The organism is Microbacterium schleiferi, assembly GCF_015565955.1.
GTDB classification, from domain to species: Bacteria; Actinomycetota; Actinomycetes; order Actinomycetales; family Microbacteriaceae; genus Microbacterium; species Microbacterium schleiferi_A.
Map to the genome: position 1 here is coordinate 656,648 of NZ_CP064760.1, position 16,992 is coordinate 673,639.

Below are 16,992 nucleotides of genomic sequence, written 5' to 3' on the forward strand. Positions count from 1 at the left end.
CCCGTGCTTTCGATGACCTTCGACGAACGGTACGCCGCGATCCAGTCGCGCGACGGCCGTTTCGACGGTCAGTTCGTCACCGCTGTGCGCTCGACGGGCATCTACTGCCGGCCCAGCTGCCCGGCCCGCACACCGAAGCCCGAGAACGTCACGTTCTACCCGACGAGCGCCGCGGCGCACGAGGCCGGCTACCGCGCCTGCAAGCGGTGCCTGCCCGAGGCCGCGCCCGGCTCTCCGGACTGGGATGTGCGCGGCGACGTCGCGGCGCGGGCAATGCGCCTCATTGCCGACGGGATCGTCGAGCGCGAGGGCGTGCCCGGACTCGCGCGTCGGCTCGGCTATTCCCCGCGGCATCTGACGAGGCTTCTCACGGCAGAACTCGGGGCCGGCCCGCTCGCCCTCAGTCGCGCACAGCGGGCGCACACGGCTCGGATGCTGCTGGTCGGCACCGCAATGCCGGCATCGGAGATCGCCTTCGCGTCGGGGTTCGCGAGCGTCCGCCAGTTCAACGACACGATCCGCGAGGTCTTCAGCCTCAGCCCTCTCGAGCTGCGTGCCCGCCGCGCGGGCGCCGGATCGGCCGCGGGGAACATCGATCTCGCGCTGCCGGTACGCGGTCCGTTCGACGCTGCGGGCCTGTTCGCCTGGATGAGTGCCCGTGCGCTGCCCGGGGTCGAGAGTGCGGGGGAGGCATCCTTCGCGCGTACCGTGCGACTGGCGTCGGGGCCGGGCTGGTTCGAGGTGAGAACGGATGCCGACGGCAGTGTGCGGCTGCGGGCTACCGTCACCGCGCTCGCTGACCTCGCGGCACTGGTCAGTCGCGTCCGTCGCATCTTCGACCTCGACGCCGATCCCCTCGCGATCGATGTTGCGTTGTCGCGGCACCCCGAACTGGCTCCGCGCGTCCGCGCGATTCCCGGGATTCGCGTGCCGGGCTCGGCGGACCCCCACGAGATGCTCGTTCGCGCAATGGTCGGCCAGCAGATCAGTGTCGCTGCCGCCCGCACGGCGCTCACCGCGCTCGCCGCTGCGCTGGGCGAAGAGGTACCCGGCCCCGAGGGGACAACAAGGCTCTTCCCGACGATGGCCGCGATCGCCGAGCACGGCACGGAGGTCTTGCGCGGACCGGCTGCCCGCATCCGGGCGATCGTCGGCGCCGCCGGCGCGCTGGCGGGCGGCGAGCTCGCACTCACGATCGCCGACGACGGTGCCGACCAGCGACACGCGCTTCTGGCCCTTCCCGGCGTGGGTCCCTGGACGGCGGACTACGTGCGGATGCGCGTGCTCGGCGACCCCGACGTCGTGCTTCCCACGGATGTCGCCGTGCGCAGCGGCGCGAATGCCATCGGCATCGAGCCCGAAGGGCTCGAGGAGTGGGCGGCGGGCGTCGCGCCGTGGCGCAGCTACCTGTGCGCACACCTGTGGCGCGCCGTTCCCCCACGGCCGCCCCGCACCTCACCGCCGCGGTCCGGCCGGGGCCGGACACCCGCAGACACCGTCCACCGCATCACCGAGAGGCCCGTGGGCCCTCACGCCGCCGAAGAGGAGATCCCCGCATGAGCGACACCGCCGTTCTCGAGTTCGTCGAGACCCCCGACGGCCCGTTTGCCATCCTCGCCGCAGACGACGGCGCGGTGCTGTCATCTGGCTGGACCGACTCGCCCGAACGCATCGTCGAACGCATCCGCCCGGATCGTCGTCCCTCAACTGTCCGCCCCGGCACGACGGATGCCGCAGCCGCCGTCCGCGCGTACTACGCGGGCGACCTCGCGGCGATCGACGACGTGCGGGTTCGGCAGTTCGGTACTCCCGGGCAGCACGCCGGATGGGCAGTGCTACGCCGGATCGCGCCCGGGGCGCCGCTGTCATACGCCACGTTCGCCGCGGCGCTCGGCCAGCCCACAGCGGTGCGGGCTGCAGCATCCGTCTGTGCCCGCAACGCCCCGGCGCTGTTCGTGCCGTGCCATCGCGTGTTGCGCACCGACGGCAGCCTCGGAGGATTTGCGTGGGGACTCGATGTCAAGCGGTCGCTTCTGGATCGCGAGAATCCGTCCTTGCTTTGAGGTGACGCCCAGGCATATTCTGAAGGGCTGCCGCGTCGTGCGGGGGCCCATACGCCAAGGAGGATGCCATGTATCAGGTCGCACTCGTCGCGAGCACTGCCGTCCTCATCGCCGTGACGCCTCTGCGTCACCGCGGCCCCGCGATGGCTCACTAGCGCCAGCACGACGCACGAGCGCCCGCGCCGACCGGCTTCGGCGCGGCATACCCTCGCTGTCGGCTGCGTTGTCACCCACGACATCGTCCGCCTCGCCTCCGCGCTCCGACTGACTCGGAGTCGCCTACCCCGCCCGCGTCTCAGCGGGTTCGCTCCGCCCTCCCACAAGGATCATGACCGTCACGTCCCCTCCCACCCCGTCCCATCCGTCGACGCTGCGCGCCCTCGCCCGTCTGCTGCCGTTCGCGCGCCCGGTGCTTCCTCGCCTCGTCCTCGGCGCGGCCAGCGCCATGCTCGCCTCGGTGCTCGCCCTCATGTTCCCGCTCGTGCTCGAGGCGATCGTCGGCGGCCCCATCGCCTCGGGCGACCCCGGCCAGATCGCCTGGGGGCCGCGGCGATCCTTGCGCTGGGGCTTGCCGAGGCTGTCATGGTCTGGGCACGCCGGTGGTTCGTGCTGGCTCCCTCGACGCGCGTCGAGTACGAGCTGCGGACGACCTTCTACCGGCGCCTGCAGCGGTTGCCGGTCGCGTTCCACGACCGCTGGCAGTCCGGTCAGCTGCTCTCCCGGATGATGCAAGACATCAGCATCATCCGTCGCTGGCTTGCCTTCGGTCTCGTGCTGCTGGTGGTCAACGTCCTCACGATCCTCGTCGGCGCCATCCTGCTGTTCCGCTGGCATTGGCTGCTCGGTGTCATCTTCCTGGTCACCTCTGCACCGCTGTGGTACGCCGGATACCGCTTCGAGAAGCGCTACGGCACGCTTGCGCGGCAGTCGCAGGATCAGGCCGGCGACCTTGCCACCTCCGTTGAAGAGAGCGTGCACGGCATCCGGGTGCTCAAGGCCTTCGGTCGCGGTTCGCACGCCCTGCAGAAGTTCGCCCGGCAGGCCGAGACACTGCGCGAGACCGAGATTCACAAGGCGCGTGCGGTCGGCCTGATCTGGTTCTGGCTGGTCCTGCTTCCTGACATCGCGTTCGCTCTCGCACTCGGTGCCGGGATCGCGCTCATTCACATGGGCCAGCTGAACGCCGCTGAATTGATCGCATTCTTCGCGATGGCGACGGTGCTGCGCTGGCCGATGGAGTCGATCGGTTTCCTCTTCTCGTTCCTGTTGGATGCGCGTACAGCGACCGACCGCATCTTCGAGGTGTTCGATGAGGTCGACACCATCACCGACCCCGAGCAGCCGACGACCATTGCGGCTCCCCGCGGGGAGCTCGCGTTCGAGGATGTCCACTTCCGCTATCAGGACGCGCCGGATACGCAGCGCGACCTGCTCGACGGGGTTGACCTCGTGCTGCGGCCTGGCGAAACGATGGCCCTCGTCGGTCTCACCGGGTCGGGAAAGACGACGCTCACGACCCTGCCCACGCGCCTGTACGACGTGACAGGGGGACGGGTGACGCTCGATGGGGTCGACATCCGTGACCTGACTCTCGCCGAGCTGCGCACCCACGTCGGCATGGCGTTCGAAGACGCGACGCTGTTCTCGCAGACCGTGCGCGAGAACGTGCTGCTCGGTCGCGAGGATCTCGTCCCCGGATCCCCCGAGGCCGAGGCCGCGCTCCGGGAAGCGCTCGAGGTCGCGCAGGCCAGCTTCGTTGACGACCTCCCCGACGGCGTCGACACCGTCATCGGTGAAGAAGGGCTCAGCCTCTCTGGCGGTCAACGTCAGCGGCTGGCGCTCGCCCGCGCGGTCGCGGCAAAGCCCGCCGTCCTCGTCCTCGATGACCCGCTGTCGGCGCTGGATGTTGACACGGAAGCTCTCGTCGAGGATGCGCTGCGTCGGGTCCTCGCCGATACGACGGCCCTCGTCATCGCGCATCGGCCGTCAACGGTCACGCTCGCCGACCGTGTTGCTCTGATCGAGAACGGACGCGTGAGCGCCGTCGGCACGCACTCCGAGATGCTGCGCGAGAGCGAGCACTACCGGCACGTCATCTCGAGCCTTGAAGACGAAGAAGCCCGCATGCGGGAGAGGGAGGTGACCCTGTGAGCGCCACGGTCGTCGGAACGGCCGGCGAGGACCGGTCGGACTACACGAAGGATGAAAGTCGCGCGATCCGTCGCCGTTCGCTGCGCCTGCTCGGGTCGCTGATCTCGCCGCTGCGGTGGCAGGTCGCGCTCGCCGGGGTCGTGCTGGTCGTCTCGACCGCGCTGCAGGTCGCCGGGCCCGCGCTGATCGCGTACGGGATCGACACCGCGCTTCCGGCAGTGCTCGACGAGGCGAACTGGATGCCGACGATTGGCGTCGTCGCCGTGTACCTCGTCGCCGGGCTCGGCGGCGCGGGCTTGGTCGGCTGGTACGCCGTCGTTGCCGCGCGTCTCACGCAGGCGGTGATGCTTGACCTTCGTAAGCGCATCTTCCTGCACACGCAGAAGCTCAGCCTCGAATTCCACGAGTCGTATACGTCGGGTCGCATCATTTCGCGGCAGACGAGCGACCTCGAGTCCATTCGGGAGCTCCTGGACGGCGGGCTCAATCAGCTGGTCTCGGGTCTGCTCTACGGCGGGTTCACGCTCATTGCGCTGCTGCTGCTGGACTGGCAGTCCGGCGTCATCCTCGCCGTCATGGGAGTGCCGCTGTTCCTGTTGATGCGGTGGTTCTACCGCCGCTCGCAGGTCGTGTACCGCGAGTCGCGGGTGATCAGCGCGAAGCTCATCGTGAAGTTCGTCGAGACCATGACCGGCATCCGTGCCGTCAAGGCCTTCCGCAAGGAGCCGCGCAACGACGAGGAGTTCGGTGACGTCGCCGAGGACTATCGCGATGTCAACATGCGCTCGATCCGACTGTTCGGAACCTTCGAGCCCGGCCTCATGGCCGTCGCGTCGGTGAGCATTGCCCTGGTGGTGCTGTGGGGAGGGCTCCGGGTCGCCGACGGGGCGATCGCCATCGGCATCCTGCTGGCAAGCGTCCTGTACGTGCGGAACTTCTTCGCGCCCCTGCAGGAGGTCGCGATGTTCCTGAACTCGTATCAGGCCGCCACGGCAGCACTCGAGAAGGTGTCGGGAGTGCTGGAGGAGGAGCCGACGGTGCCCGACCCGACGGATGCCGTCGACCTGTGGACCGCGCGCGGACACGTCAGCTTCGATGAGGTCACGTTCGGGTACGCCGATGACCGCGTCATCCTGCCGCACTTCTCGCTGGACATTCCGGCCGGGCAGACGATCGCCCTGGTCGGCACCACCGGTGCGGGAAAGTCGACCCTCGCGAAGCTCGTCTCGCGCTTCTACGATCCCTCCCGCGGTGCCGTGACCCTCGACGGCGTCGACCTGCGGCGTCTGCACCCGAAGGATCTGCGACGCGCGATCGTGATGGTCACGCAGGAGGCCTACCTGTTCAGCGGAACCGTCGCCGACAACATCGCGCTTGGGAAGCCCGATGCCACCCTCGATGAGATCGAGGCGGCGGCGAAGGCTGTCGGGGCGGATGCCTTCATCCGTGCGCTTCCGGACGGCTACGCCACCGATGTGAACAAGCGTGGCGGACGGGTTTCGGCCGGGCAGCGCCAGCTGATCTCGTTCGCGCGGGCCTTCCTCGCGGACCCCGCGGTGCTGATCCTCGACGAAGCCACGGCGTCTCTCGACATCCCGTCAGAGCGTGCGATTCAGGATGCCCTGCAGACACTGTTGGCCGACCGTACGGCGATCATCATCGCGCACCGTCTGTCGACCGTGGCTATCGCCGACCGGGTGCTCGTGATGGAGCACGGCCGGATCATCGAAGACGACAGTCCCGAGACACTGATTGCCGGCACGGGCAAGTTCGCGCAGCTGCACGCTGCCTGGCGGGAGTCGCTCGTCTAACCACCGTCACCCCGCTACCGTCACCGCGCCACCGTCACCGGGGCCGCGTGGCGATCCGAACGAAAAAGGCGACGGGGCCTCGGTGGGGGAGGGGAATCCGAGGCCCCGCCGCCAGCCCAAAAGCCCCTCGGGTGGGGGCGGAAACTGCGGGTGGGACTCGCCGGATCAGAGCCGGATCTCGGCGATAACCTCACCGTACTCGGTTTCGCCAACGGGTGTGAAGCCCACGCGCTCGAAGAATGCCTGCGGGCCTTCCTCGCCCGAGCCATAGATGACATTGACGTGGTCGACGCCGTGCTCACGGGCCTCCGCGAGCAGGCCTTCGACGGCGAATCGACCGATGCCGCGCCCCTGGTCGTCGGCGTCCACGTTGATCCGCCACAACACAGAGCGGAAGTACTCGGGCATGCTGTCGCCGTCGAAGTTCGCGCTGATGAACCCCACAACGTCGTCGCCGTCGAGCACGACGCGCTGCCACATCGTCTGGGGGTCGACATCCCCGCCGCTACCTCGTAGCTCTCGGGGGCGAGGAACTCAGCCTGCCCGGGCTTGAGCGACATATTGTTGACAGCTTCCACCGTGGCGGCGGACAGTTCAGCAAGTCGCAGATCGGCCATGTCACACAGGCTAGCCGGGATGCCGCAGTTCGGCATCCCGCGCCTTGTCACGCACCGGAATTTATCTTGATATCGAGATAGTTCTCGGGGTGCGGTAGGCTGGCCCGGCGACCCGAGCGGAAAGACAGGCGAGTGAGCGAATCCACGATCATCTACACGTACACCGACGAGGCACCGGCTCTAGCCACCGCTTCTTTTCTCCCCATCGTGCAGGCGATCACGCATCAGGCCGGCGTGGATGTCGAGACCCGCGACATCTCTCTCGCGGGCCGCATCCTTGCCGCTTTCCCGCAGCAGTTGACGCCCGAGCAGGCCGTCGGTGACGCTCTCGCGGAGCTCGGTGGCCTTGCCACGCTCCCCGAGGCAAACATCATCAAGCTGCCGAACATCTCGGCATCCATCCCGCAGCTCAAGGCCGCAATCGCGGAGCTGCAGCAGCAGGGCTACGACATCCCCGACTACCCGGATGAGCCGCAGACGATCGAGCAGAAGGACGTGCGAGCTCGGTACGACCGCATCAAGGGCTCCGCCGTTAACCCCGTGCTGCGCGAGGGTAACAGTGACCGTCGCGCGCCGCTGTCGGTCAAGAACTACGCCCGCAAGCACCCTCACCGCAACAAGCCGTTCCCCGACGGATCGAAGACCCGTGTGGCCACGATGGGTCACGACGACTTCAAGAGCAACGAGAAGTCCTGGGTGGCTGCCCATGACGACGTCCTCTCCATCCGGCACGTGGCTGCCGACGGCACCGTGACGGTACTCAAGGAAGGGCTGAAGGTGCTCCCGCGCGAGATCATCGACGCGACCTTCCTCTCGGCATCCGCGCTGGACGCCTTCCTCGCCGAGACGCTTGCCGAGGCATCCGCCGACGACGTGCTGTACTCCGTGCACCTCAAGGCCACCATGATGAAGGTCAGCGACCCGATCATCTTCGGGCACGTTGTGAAGACCTACTTCGCCGATGTCTTCGACCGCTACGGCGACACGCTCGCGGCGGCAGGCCTGACCCCCAACAACGGTCTCGGTTCGATCCTCGCGGGCCTTCCCGGGCTCGACGGCGCAGATGAGATCACGGCCGCGATCGATGCCGATCTCGAGCGCGGACCGCGCCTGTCGTACGTGAACTCCGACAAGGGCATCACGAACCTCCACGTCCCCTCGGATGTCATCGTCGATGCGTCGATGCCCGCCCTCGTGCGCAACGGCGGCAAGCTGTGGGGCGTCGACGGCGGCGAAGACGACACGCTCGCGGTCATCCCGGACTCGTCCTACGCGGGGGTCTATCAGGCTGTCATCGACGATGTCATCGCCAACGGGCCGCTGGACCCCACCACGATCGGCACCGTGCCAAACGTCGGTCTCATGGCGCAGGCCGCCGAAGAGTACGGCAGCCACGACAAGACCTTCGAGATCGCCTCGGACGGGCTCGTGCAGGTGCTCGACTCGTCAGGTGAGGTGCTGCTGGAGCACGAGGTCGGCGCCGGCGACATCTGGCGCGCGACGCAGACCAAGCACATCGCCGTCATGGACTGGGTCAAGCTGGCCGTAACCCGCGCCCGGGCTACCGGCTCGCCGGCGGTGTTCTGGCTCGACGTCAACCGCTCGCACGATGCCCAACTAATCGCCAAGGTTCACCAGGGTCTTGCGCTGCTGGACACGAAGGGCGTTCAGATCAGCATCCTTTCGCCCGAAGAGGCGACCCGCTACACGCTGGCCCGGATGCGCCACGGCCTGGACACCATCTCGGTCACCGGCAACGTCCTGCGCGACTATCTCACCGACCTGTTCCCGATCCTCGAGGTCGGCACGAGCGCCAAGATGCTCTCGATTGTTCCGCTGCTCGCGGGTGGCGGACTGTTCGAGACGGGCGCGGGCGGCTCTGCCCCGAAGCATGTGCAGCAGCTCCTGAGCGAGAACTACCTGCGCTGGGACTCGCTCGGCGAGTTCTTCGCGATCGCGGCATCGCTCGAGCACCTCTCGGAGACGACGGGCAACGCCCGTGCGAAGATCCTGGCCGACACCCTGGATGCCGCCACCGGAACGTTCCTCGAGAACGACAAGTCCCCGGGGCGCGCGCTGGGCACGATCGATAATCGCGGCAGCCACTTCTACCTCGCGCTCTACTGGGTGCAGGAGCTTGCGAAGCAGACCGAGGATCCCGAGCTTGCGGCGATCTTCGCGCCGATCGCTGAGAAGCTGACGGCTGACGAGGATCAGATCGTCGCAGAGCTGAACGGTGTGCAGGGCTCTCCCGTGGAGATCGGCGGTTACTACCGTCCGAATGGCGAGCTCGTCGACGAGGTCATGCGCCCGTCGGCCACCCTCAACGCCGTCATCGACGCATTGCGCTGACCTCGGACCTGGTTGCGCGGCGGCCTGCGCTGCTCCTTCAGTCGCGCCGTGGCGCGGTTGGCGCGGCGCCGCACCCGCACGACGGCGCGACTGAAGGAAATGGGCTTGGCGGCATGGCCGGGCCCACGCGTTCGGCCCCGGGACCATTGGGTCGCGCCGTGCTGCGGCCCTGGGGGTGCGGCCCTCGCAGATTGTCGCGACTGACGTGTCGGGGATTCCGGTTCTGGGCGGTTGGGTCGCGCGTCACGAGGACGTCGGCTCCGCGTCCGAGTCAGAATCCGGCGCCGGACGGAGCTGAAGCGTGGGGGTGGATGCGGCGGCATCCACCCCCACGCGGCTCTGAGGACGCGCTCACGGTGGGTCGGCCACGCTGACGCGCCGGTGAAGCGGGTGGCCGTCGTCGAGGTGGGCGAGCGCAGTCGCGCCATCCAGACCCGTGCCGCGCGCGGCGATGATGCCGTCGTCGTATCCTGCATCGACGAGCTCCGCGAGAAACGCCTCCAGGAGTGGCTGCGAGCGGAAGGCGCCGCCAATGGCGCACACGTCAGGATGCGTCGAGGCCGGGCACCCGACCCGTTCGAGGGCGGTCACCGCGCTCAGCGCGAGCTCGCGGGCCGCGGCCCGAGTGATCCGCATCGCGACGGCATCGTCGTGCGCGAGACGTGCGACGTCCTCCGCGAAGGCCGCGACGACCTGGATGCGATCGTCCGCGGTCTGGATCGCGATGTAGGCCTCCTCCAGTCTCGGCCACCGTTCGCGCACGACATCGGTAAGCGCGGTGCGCGGACCTCGTCCGTCGTGAGCGCGCATGACGCTCTCAAGCGCCTCGCGACCGATCCAATAGCCGCTGCCGGCGTCGCCCATGATGTTGCCCCAGCCGTCGACCCGGGCGACCTCTTGCGCTCCGACGGCGAGCGTCACCACGCCGGTCCCGGCCGCCACGACGGCGCCGCACCGGTCGCCGATCGCGCCGAGGAAGGATGTGATCGAGTCGTGCGCGAGGATGACGTGCTCGGCACCGGTCCCCTGCAGCAGGCCGAGGAGCACGTCCGGTGCCGTGTCGGCGTCGGTGAGACCCGACACGCCGGCGGTGACGATGGCGCCATCGTCGGGCGGCAGCGTCGCCAGCGCCCCCCGCATGACCCGTGCGAGCTGCGGAAGCAGTGCCTCGTGCGTGCGTATGCCCGGCCAGGCATACTCCTGCGCACCCGTCGCGGTCACGACGCGGACCTTCATGGACGTCTGTCCCGCGTCGACGGCGACGACGTTGCGGCTCACCTCGCCTCTCCCTTGCTCATCGCGCCGTAGACGTCCCGGAGGAACGCGCCCGCGGGCTTGCCCCAGGGGCAGTAGTCGTCGTTGCTCGCCGCGTCCGCGGCGGAGTACAGCCGTGCGGGCCAGTCCCACAGCATCCACCCCGAGACCCACGTCCGCTCTCGGCAGTGCGCGAACATCGCCTCGTAGTACCGCAACTGCTCCTCACCCGACGGTGCGCCGGCGAGCGTCCAGTCGTTCGGGCGCTGAGCCGAGCCCTCGCGGCTCGGGCATCCCGCCTCCATGAAGAGGAAGGGCTTGTCGTGGCGGTCGACGACGGCCTTGATCCGATCCAGCTGCGCCTCCCACTCGTCGATCGGGTAGTAGCCGCTCGACGAGATCACGTCCACGGCGTCCCACCAGGTCAGACGATCCTCCTGGTACTTGTCGCAGTTGTAGGTGATGAGCCCCGAGTAGACCTCGCGCACCTCGGCGATGAGCCGGCGCCACTGCGCGTCCTGCGCGTCGGCGCGCACCATCTCGCAGCCGACACAGAGCATCTCACAGTCCTCGGCGGCCGCCAGACGCGCCGCGTGCAGGATGAACGCGCGGTAGGAGGCGAACCACTCGTCCCAGGTGGGCTCGCCGGGAACGTCCGGCCAGAGGAATCCGATGTGCGCGCGCCACGAGCCGTCGGCGCAGTTCACCACGGGCTTGAGGCACACGCGCATGCCCGACGACTTGGCCTCCCGGATCGCCCAGACGATCTCGGCGTCGGTGACCGTGGGCGCCTCCGAGAACGGGATCTCGGTGTCGAACGGCGTCGCCTGCACGGACGCATACGCGATGGCCGCCCAGGTGACGTTCGTGTCCGCCATCGCGCGCATCGACGACTCGGCCTCGGGGGTCGCCCACGTCCCCCGCGTGCCGACCCAGCCCCAGGTCATGCCGCAGACCGGTGCGGCGAAGCCGGCGCTCATCGCGTCACCAGCTGATTCGTGCTGCGCAGCACCCGCGGGTCGGCGAGGGCGCCGGCATCCAGCTCTCCGCCGTGGCGGATGCGCACGCGAGCGCTCTCGCCCGGGAGCAGGGTCAGCAGTCCCTCGTCGGCCACGGCGTCGGGGAGCACCTTGTCGGCCAGCAGCGTGACGTCCCGCGCGAGCCCGGCCGCCGTGATCGTCACCTCCGTGCCCCCGTCCATCGGCGCCGCCGTGAGGGTCAGCCGGGGGTCGCCGAGCTCGCTGTCGCGCGCCTCGGCGAAGTACCACCAGCCCCGGATGTCGTCGGCCTCCGCGACGAGGAGCTCTCCGGGCGCATGGTCGGGCGTCGCGATGCCCAGATCGATCGGGACCGTGACGCTGCCGCGCGCCGGCACATCGACGGACGCGGTCTGGGTCGCGCGCTCACTGCCGTCGAATCCGAGCCTGCGCACGCGCACCACGGACGTCCAGGCGGCGGAAGTGTCGTTGCCCAGGACGACCGCGAGCCCCTCGTCGCGCGGCTGGATCGAGGCCACCCGCGGCGCGAACGCGTTCCGCAGCGCATGGAAGAGCGGCTTCGGCCGCTCGTCGCCGTCGATCGCCGCCCACGAGGTGACGGGCCAGCAGTCGTTGAGCTGCCAGACGATGGCGCCCATCGTGCGCGGAGCCCAGGAGCGGAAGTGATCCAGCGCCGTCCGCACCGCGACGGCCTGGTTGAGCTGCATCCCCCAGTGCCACGTCTCCATGTCGTCGGGCACCCGCAGATGGGGCACGAGTCCCGACGCGAGCTTGACGTTGCCCTCCATCGCCTTCTGGTGCACGATCATCCCGGGCGACTCGGGGGTCAGCGGGTCGTCGGCGATCGATCGCGTCAGCGTCGACCAGGTCGGAGGGCCCTGCCACCCGAACTCCGCGACGAAGCGCGGGCGGTGCTCGCGATAGGTGAGCCAGTCGCGTCGGTTCCACTGCTCCCACAGGTGCATGGAGCCGTGTTCCTCGGCATTCGGATGCTGCCCGCCCGGGCTGAACGGACTGCCCGGCGCATAGGGGACGTGCGGTGCCAGCTCCGAGACGAGGCGCGGGAAGAGCTCGTGATAGTAGAACGCGCCCCACGTGCGACCGTCGAGCCGCTCCTTCCAGCCCCAGTCCTCGAAGCCCCACAGGTTCTCGTTGTTGCCCGTGAGGAGCACGAGGGAGGCGTGGTGGGCGAGCCGCACGACGTTCTCGCGCGCCTCGGCCTCGATCTCGGAGCGGAGGGGCTCCTCCTCGGGGTAGGCGGCGCAAGCGAAGAGGAGGTCCTGCCAGGCGAGGAGTCCGAGTTCGTCGCAGAGCTCGTAGAAGTCGTCGTTCTCGTAGATCCCGCCGCCCCACACCCGGATCAGGTTGAGGTTGGCGTCCACCGCCTGGTGCAGCCGCCTCTCGTAGCGCGCGCGATCGACGCGCACCGGGAGGGCGTCATCCGGGATCCAGTTCGCACCCTTGACGAAGACCGGCTGACCGTTCACGACAAGAGTGAACGGCGTCCCCTCCTCGTCGGGGGTCGTCTCCCATTCGACGGTGCGGAAGCCCACGCGGCGCGAGGTCCGATCGAGCACGTCCTCGTCGTGCAGCGCGACGGACAGGTCGTACAGGGGCTGCGTGCCGTAGCCGACGGGCCACCATCGCTCGACGTCGGCGACCGCGACCTCGAGGTGTGCGCATCCGTCGACCACGGGAGCTGCGACGTGCGCTCCGGCGACGTCGACCGACACCTGGAGCGGCGCCTCGTCGCCCGGCTCCCGCTCGACGCGCACGTCGACGACGACACGGCCGTCGGAGTCGCCGTCGGGGAGCGCGGCGACCCGCACCTCGGCGAGCCGCGCCCGCGACCAGGACTCGAGCCGCACCGGCTTCCAGATGCCGCTCGTGAACGTCGCGATGCCCCAGTCCCACCCGAAGTTGCAGGCGGACTTGCGGATCGCCTCGTACGGCAGGGGATACGGGCGGGGGCGCGGGCCGAGCGCCACGCTCTGGGCGTTCGCGTATCGCACCGGCGAGCGGAATCTCACCTCCAGCTCGTTCGCGCCCTCGCGGATGACGCCGTCGACGGCGAGCCGGTAGGAGCGGTGCTGGTTCGCCGTCTCGGCGAGCACCCGGCCGTTCAGCACGACCGTGGCGACCGTGTCGAGCCCGTCGAAGACGAGGTCGTGCCGGGCGGCCCCGTCGGGGGACCAGTCGAAGGAGGTGCGATACGTCCAGTCGACCAGTCCGATCCAGGCCAGTAGCGCCTCGTTGTCGTCGAGGTACGGGTCGGGGATGAGGCCGGCGGCGAGCAGATCGGTGTGCACGCACCCGGGGACGGCGGCCGGCACGGTCGCGCCGGCGACCGGGTCGGGGGCGGGACCGCCCGAGGCCCGGAGGGTCCATCCCGAGTGGAGGGGACGTGCGATCACTTGACTGCTCCCGTCGTGAGTCCACGGTAGATGAAGCGCTGAAGCAGCAGGAACGCGATCAGAGTCGGCACGATCACGAGGATCGTGCCGGCGGCGATGATCTCCCAGTGCGCGCCGAAGGGTCCCTTGAACCGGAACAGCGAGGTGGAGATCAGACCGCGGCTGGGAAGGTAGAGGAACGGGAGATAGAACTCGTTGTAGATCGCTATCCCCTTGATGATCACGACGGTCGCGATCGCGGGCTTGAGCAGGGGAAGGATGACGCGCCAGTAGATCGTCCACCGGTTCGCGCCGTCGATCATCGCGGCCTCGTCGAGAGAGGTCGGAATGGACTGCATGAACTGGATGAAGATGTAGATCGAGATGATGTCGGTCCCCATGAACAGCAGAATCAGCGCCCACATCGTGTTGTAGAGGCCGAGCCCGTTGATGATCTGGAACGTCGCGACCTGGCTGGTCACGCCCGGGATCAGCGTGGCGATCAGGAACAGCGCGACGATCAGGAACTTGCCGCGGAACTGGAAGCGGTCGATCGCGTAGGCGGCCATCGTGCCGATGAGGATGGTGCCGACGAGCGAGATGGCGAGCACGATGGTCGTGTTGATGAAGCCCTCGACCATTCCGCCGTCCTCGAAGGCGACGACGTAGTTCTCCAGGTTGAACCAGCTGGAGGGCGGGTCGAAGGGTCCGGTCTGCCCGAACTCGGCCGAGGTCTTGAAGCTCGCGATGAAGACCACCGTCAGCGGGAGGATGGTCACGAGCACGCCCAGCATGAGCGACACGTACTTGACGGTGCTTCCCGAGAGTCGCGAGAGCAGGATGCTGCGGTCGCTGCGGATCGGCGTGCTCATGTCAGGTCCACCTTCTCGTCGGGGAACACTCTTCGCTGCACCCAGGTGATCACCAGCACGATGACCAGCAGGACGATCGCCATGGCGCTCGCCAGGCCCACCTGTCGGAAGGTGAACGCGGTCTGCAGGGTCTGGATGACGAAGGTGGAGGTCCCGTTGGCGCCACCGGTCATGATGAAGGGGATCTCGAAGACCGAGAGGCTGCCCGCGATGGCGAGGATGAAGCTGAGCCCGATGATCCGGCGGATGCCCGGGAAGGTCAGAGCCCAGAACTGCTGCCACTTGTTCGCGCCGTCGATGTCGGCGGCCTCGTACTGCTCGTGGGGGATGGACTGCATGGCGCCGAGGAAGAGCACGAAGTTCAGGCCCGTGTAGCGCCATACGCTGGTCGCGGCCAGCGAGTAGTTGGCGATCTCGGGGTTGCCGAGCCACTGCGGCGGACTCGTGACTCCGAACCACGAGAGGAAGGCGTCGAGCGTGCCGCCCGGCTGGAAGAGGTAGAGGAAGACGAACCCGATGGCCACGCCGTTGATGAGGTACGGGAAGAACAGCACGCCCCGGAAGAAGTTGGAGAATCGGGTCGAGTTCGACAGCAGCGCCGCGAAATAGAGCGCGATCGCCATCTGGACGAAGGACCCGACGAAGTAGTAGACGCTGACGAAGAAGACGCCGAAGATGCGCGGATCGGTGAAGACGGCGACGTAGTTGTCGAGCCCGATGAAGTTCTGCTCCTTGTCGATGCCGTCCCAGTCGGTGAGGCTGTACCAGACCATGTTCGCGGCGGGCAGGTACGTCAGCAGCAGGAGCAGCGCGAGAGCGGCCGCGATGAACAGGTATGGCGTGAGACGTTCCACGATGCTGCGGCCGGCCGGCGCTCCGGTCGCGCGGGTGGCGCGCGCCCGCGACCGGAACAGGCGTCGCGTCGGACGCTCATGGGTCATCGGCCCGGTCACGCCGGTGGTCTCTGGTCCTGCGGTGGACATCGACATTGTCAGTCAGGCTCCTCGATGGTCTCCCGCGGGCGCCGCTCGGGTGCGGCTCCCCGCGGGAGAGGGCGGTTGCGGGTGCTCAGCCCACCTGGGCGATCGCGTCAGTCCATCGCTGGTTGAGCTCGTCGAAGTAGCTCTGCTTGTCACCCGGGGCCGCGCCGCGAGCGATGTCGATGAGCTTCTGCCGGTAGATGTTGCCCCAGATGTCGATCTGTGCCGCGTCCGCGATGTTGTTGAACAGCGCCTCCTCGCCCGCGGGTGCGGGGTTGAGCTCCATCAGCTGCACGCCTTCGTCGGTGAGACCGGCGAGGTTGTCGGGCAGTGGGTCGGCCAGCAGGGCCGAGACCATGCCCTGAGTGTCGGTGAACCCCGAGTCCTCCAGCAGGAAGTCGATCCACGCCTTGGCGGCCGGCTTCACGTCGGAGTGCACGTTGATGCCGAGGTTGTAGTCCCCGCCGACCACCGCGTACTGCTCGCCGTCCGGAGCCGTGGCCGGGAACGTCATGTATCCGACGACGGACGGGTCGATGCCGTTGTCCTCTGCCGCGCCCTGCAACTGTGAGATCGCCCACGATCCGAGGGCCATCGCGGCGATCTTGCCCGTCGCGAAGTCGACCTTCGACTGCTCCCAGTTGGTCGTGAGTGGATCTTCCTCGGTGAGTCTAGCCGCCACCGAGTCGTAGATCAGCGAGTCGATCGCATAGATGTCGGTGTCGTTGGTCCACGGGGTGTCGTCGTGCGCCATGTCATTCTGCGCGTCGGGGTTGCCGGTGATCGCGCCGATGTTCCCGGACCACTGGCTCAGCGGCCACCCGTCCTTGTAGTTCGTGTAGAGCGGAATCGCGTCGGTGTTCTCCTTGATCTTGGCGAGCGCGTCCAGCCACTCGTCCTCCGTCTTGGGGAGCGCGGTGATGCCGGCCTGCTCGAACACGTCCGTGTTGTACACGATGCCGTTCGCGTTGCCGCCGAGCGCCAGGCCGTACTGGACTCCCTCATAGCTCTTCGGCGCGAGGAAGCGATAGGTGTCGGCGAGCTCGTCGGTCTGGCCGAGCGGCTCGAAGAAGTCCGAGAACTGGTCGGGAAGCACGCTGTTCGGGATGCCGAGCACGTCGCCGTAGTTGTCGGTGCTCAGGCGCGTGCGCATCTCGCCTTCGTAGTCGGTGATGCCCTCGAACGTGACGGTGGCATCGGGGTACATCTCGTGGAACTGAGCAGCGTATTCGTCGAACGTGCCGTCCTGGATGAGGTCGGTGCGCCACGTGACGAACGTCACGTCGCCGGACACGTCTCCGTCGGTGCCCTCGGTCGAGTTGCCGCCGCCGCTCCCTGAGCATCCGGTCAGCACGAGTCCCGTCGCCGCCAATCCCGCGGCAACGGTCCAGATCTTTCTTGCCATGGTCGTTTCTCCTCTTCGGTTCACCCTTGAAGCGATGAGCGGCGCCGCCGCGCTGCCGTTATTTCGCGCCCACACTAGGGGCCGGAGAGCGCCTTT

Annotated in this window: 10 protein-coding genes and 2 pseudogenes; 5 read left to right on the plus strand and 7 right to left on the minus strand. The window is 68.3% G+C overall.

Features of this window, described 5'->3' with window-relative positions; translation table 11 throughout:
• Window positions 1-12 precede the first annotated feature (12 nt).
• The 4 genes and pseudogenes from IT882_RS03140 (at window position 13) to IT882_RS03155 (ending at window position 6,025) form a co-directional block, all read left to right on the plus strand.
• On the plus strand, window positions 13-1,560 hold the full coding sequence (locus IT882_RS03140; protein WP_195694044.1) for an AlkA N-terminal domain-containing protein: 1,548 nt from the start codon (window positions 13-15) through the stop codon (window positions 1,558-1,560).
• Window positions 1,557-2,063, plus strand: coding sequence for a methylated-DNA--[protein]-cysteine S-methyltransferase (locus IT882_RS03145; RefSeq protein WP_195693132.1), 507 nt, complete (start codon window positions 1,557-1,559; stop codon window positions 2,061-2,063). The genes IT882_RS03140 and IT882_RS03145 overlap by 4 nt, the downstream gene beginning before the upstream one ends.
• Before the next feature lie 328 nt (window positions 2,064-2,391).
• Window positions 2,392-4,214 (plus strand): annotated as a pseudogene (locus IT882_RS03150) (ABC transporter ATP-binding protein).
• Entirely contained in the window at window positions 4,211-6,025 is a 1,815-nt protein-coding gene (locus IT882_RS03155) for an ABC transporter ATP-binding protein (protein WP_195693133.1), read from the plus strand. The pseudogene IT882_RS03150 and the gene IT882_RS03155 overlap by 4 nt, the downstream one beginning before the upstream one ends.
• Before the next feature lie 165 nt (window positions 6,026-6,190).
• Here the strand turns inward: IT882_RS03155 and IT882_RS03160 are convergent.
• Window positions 6,191-6,642: pseudogene (locus IT882_RS03160) on the minus strand (N-acetyltransferase family protein).
• A gap of 132 nt (window positions 6,643-6,774) precedes the next feature.
• Here IT882_RS03160 and IT882_RS03165 point away from each other — a divergent pair.
• Window positions 6,775-8,994, plus strand: coding sequence for an NADP-dependent isocitrate dehydrogenase (locus tag IT882_RS03165; protein ID WP_195693134.1), 2,220 nt, complete (start codon window positions 6,775-6,777; stop codon window positions 8,992-8,994).
• Between the two features lie 351 nt (window positions 8,995-9,345).
• Here the strand turns inward: IT882_RS03165 and IT882_RS03170 are convergent, their stop codons facing one another.
• From IT882_RS03170 to IT882_RS03195, 6 genes are all read right to left on the minus strand, one after another.
• Window positions 9,346-10,272, minus strand: coding sequence for an N-acetylglucosamine kinase (locus IT882_RS03170; protein ID WP_229382274.1), 927 nt, complete (start codon window positions 10,270-10,272; stop codon window positions 9,346-9,348).
• Window positions 10,269-11,228 carry a glycoside hydrolase family 113 gene (locus IT882_RS03175; protein ID WP_195693135.1) on the minus strand — a complete coding sequence of 320 codons (960 nt, stop codon included), beginning with the start codon at window positions 11,226-11,228 and terminating at the stop codon, window positions 10,269-10,271. Before IT882_RS03175 ends, IT882_RS03170 begins: the two co-directional genes overlap by 4 nt.
• Window positions 11,225-13,660, minus strand: coding sequence for a glycoside hydrolase family 2 protein (locus IT882_RS03180; protein ID WP_195693136.1), 2,436 nt, complete (start codon window positions 13,658-13,660; stop codon window positions 11,225-11,227). The genes IT882_RS03175 and IT882_RS03180 overlap by 4 nt, the downstream gene beginning before the upstream one ends.
• Complete coding sequence (locus IT882_RS03185) at window positions 13,657-14,511, minus strand: carbohydrate ABC transporter permease (RefSeq protein ID WP_195693137.1); 855 nt, start codon at window positions 14,509-14,511, stop codon at window positions 13,657-13,659. The genes IT882_RS03180 and IT882_RS03185 overlap by 4 nt, the downstream gene beginning before the upstream one ends.
• Window positions 14,508-15,494 carry a carbohydrate ABC transporter permease gene (locus tag IT882_RS03190; RefSeq protein WP_195694048.1) on the minus strand — a complete coding sequence of 329 codons (987 nt, stop codon included), beginning with the start codon at window positions 15,492-15,494 and terminating at the stop codon, window positions 14,508-14,510. The genes IT882_RS03185 and IT882_RS03190 overlap by 4 nt, the downstream gene beginning before the upstream one ends.
• An 85-nt stretch (window positions 15,495-15,579) precedes the next feature.
• Complete coding sequence (locus tag IT882_RS03195; RefSeq protein ID WP_195693138.1) at window positions 15,580-16,896, minus strand: ABC transporter substrate-binding protein; 1,317 nt, start codon at window positions 16,894-16,896, stop codon at window positions 15,580-15,582.
• Window positions 16,897-16,992: the final 96 nt, after the last annotated feature.

Excerpts from the sequence above, each read along its gene's own strand:
- IT882_RS03140 (WP_195694044.1), top strand. The coding sequence starts at position 13 with ATGACCTTCGACGAACGGTACGCCGCGATCCAGTCGCGCGACGGCCGT.
- IT882_RS03145 (WP_195693132.1), top strand. The coding sequence starts at position 1,557 with ATGAGCGACACCGCCGTTCTCGAGTTCGTCGAGACCCCCGACGGCCCG.
- IT882_RS03175 (WP_195693135.1), bottom strand. The coding sequence starts at position 11,228 with ATGAGCGCCGGCTTCGCCGCACCGGTCTGCGGCATGACCTGGGGCTGG.
- IT882_RS03185 (WP_195693137.1), bottom strand. The coding sequence starts at position 14,511 with ATGAGCACGCCGATCCGCAGCGACCGCAGCATCCTGCTCTCGCGACTC.
- IT882_RS03190 (WP_195694048.1), bottom strand. The coding sequence starts at position 15,494 with ATGTCCACCGCAGGACCAGAGACCACCGGCGTGACCGGGCCGATGACC.
- IT882_RS03195 (WP_195693138.1), bottom strand. The coding sequence starts at position 16,896 with ATGGCAAGAAAGATCTGGACCGTTGCCGCGGGATTGGCGGCGACGGGA.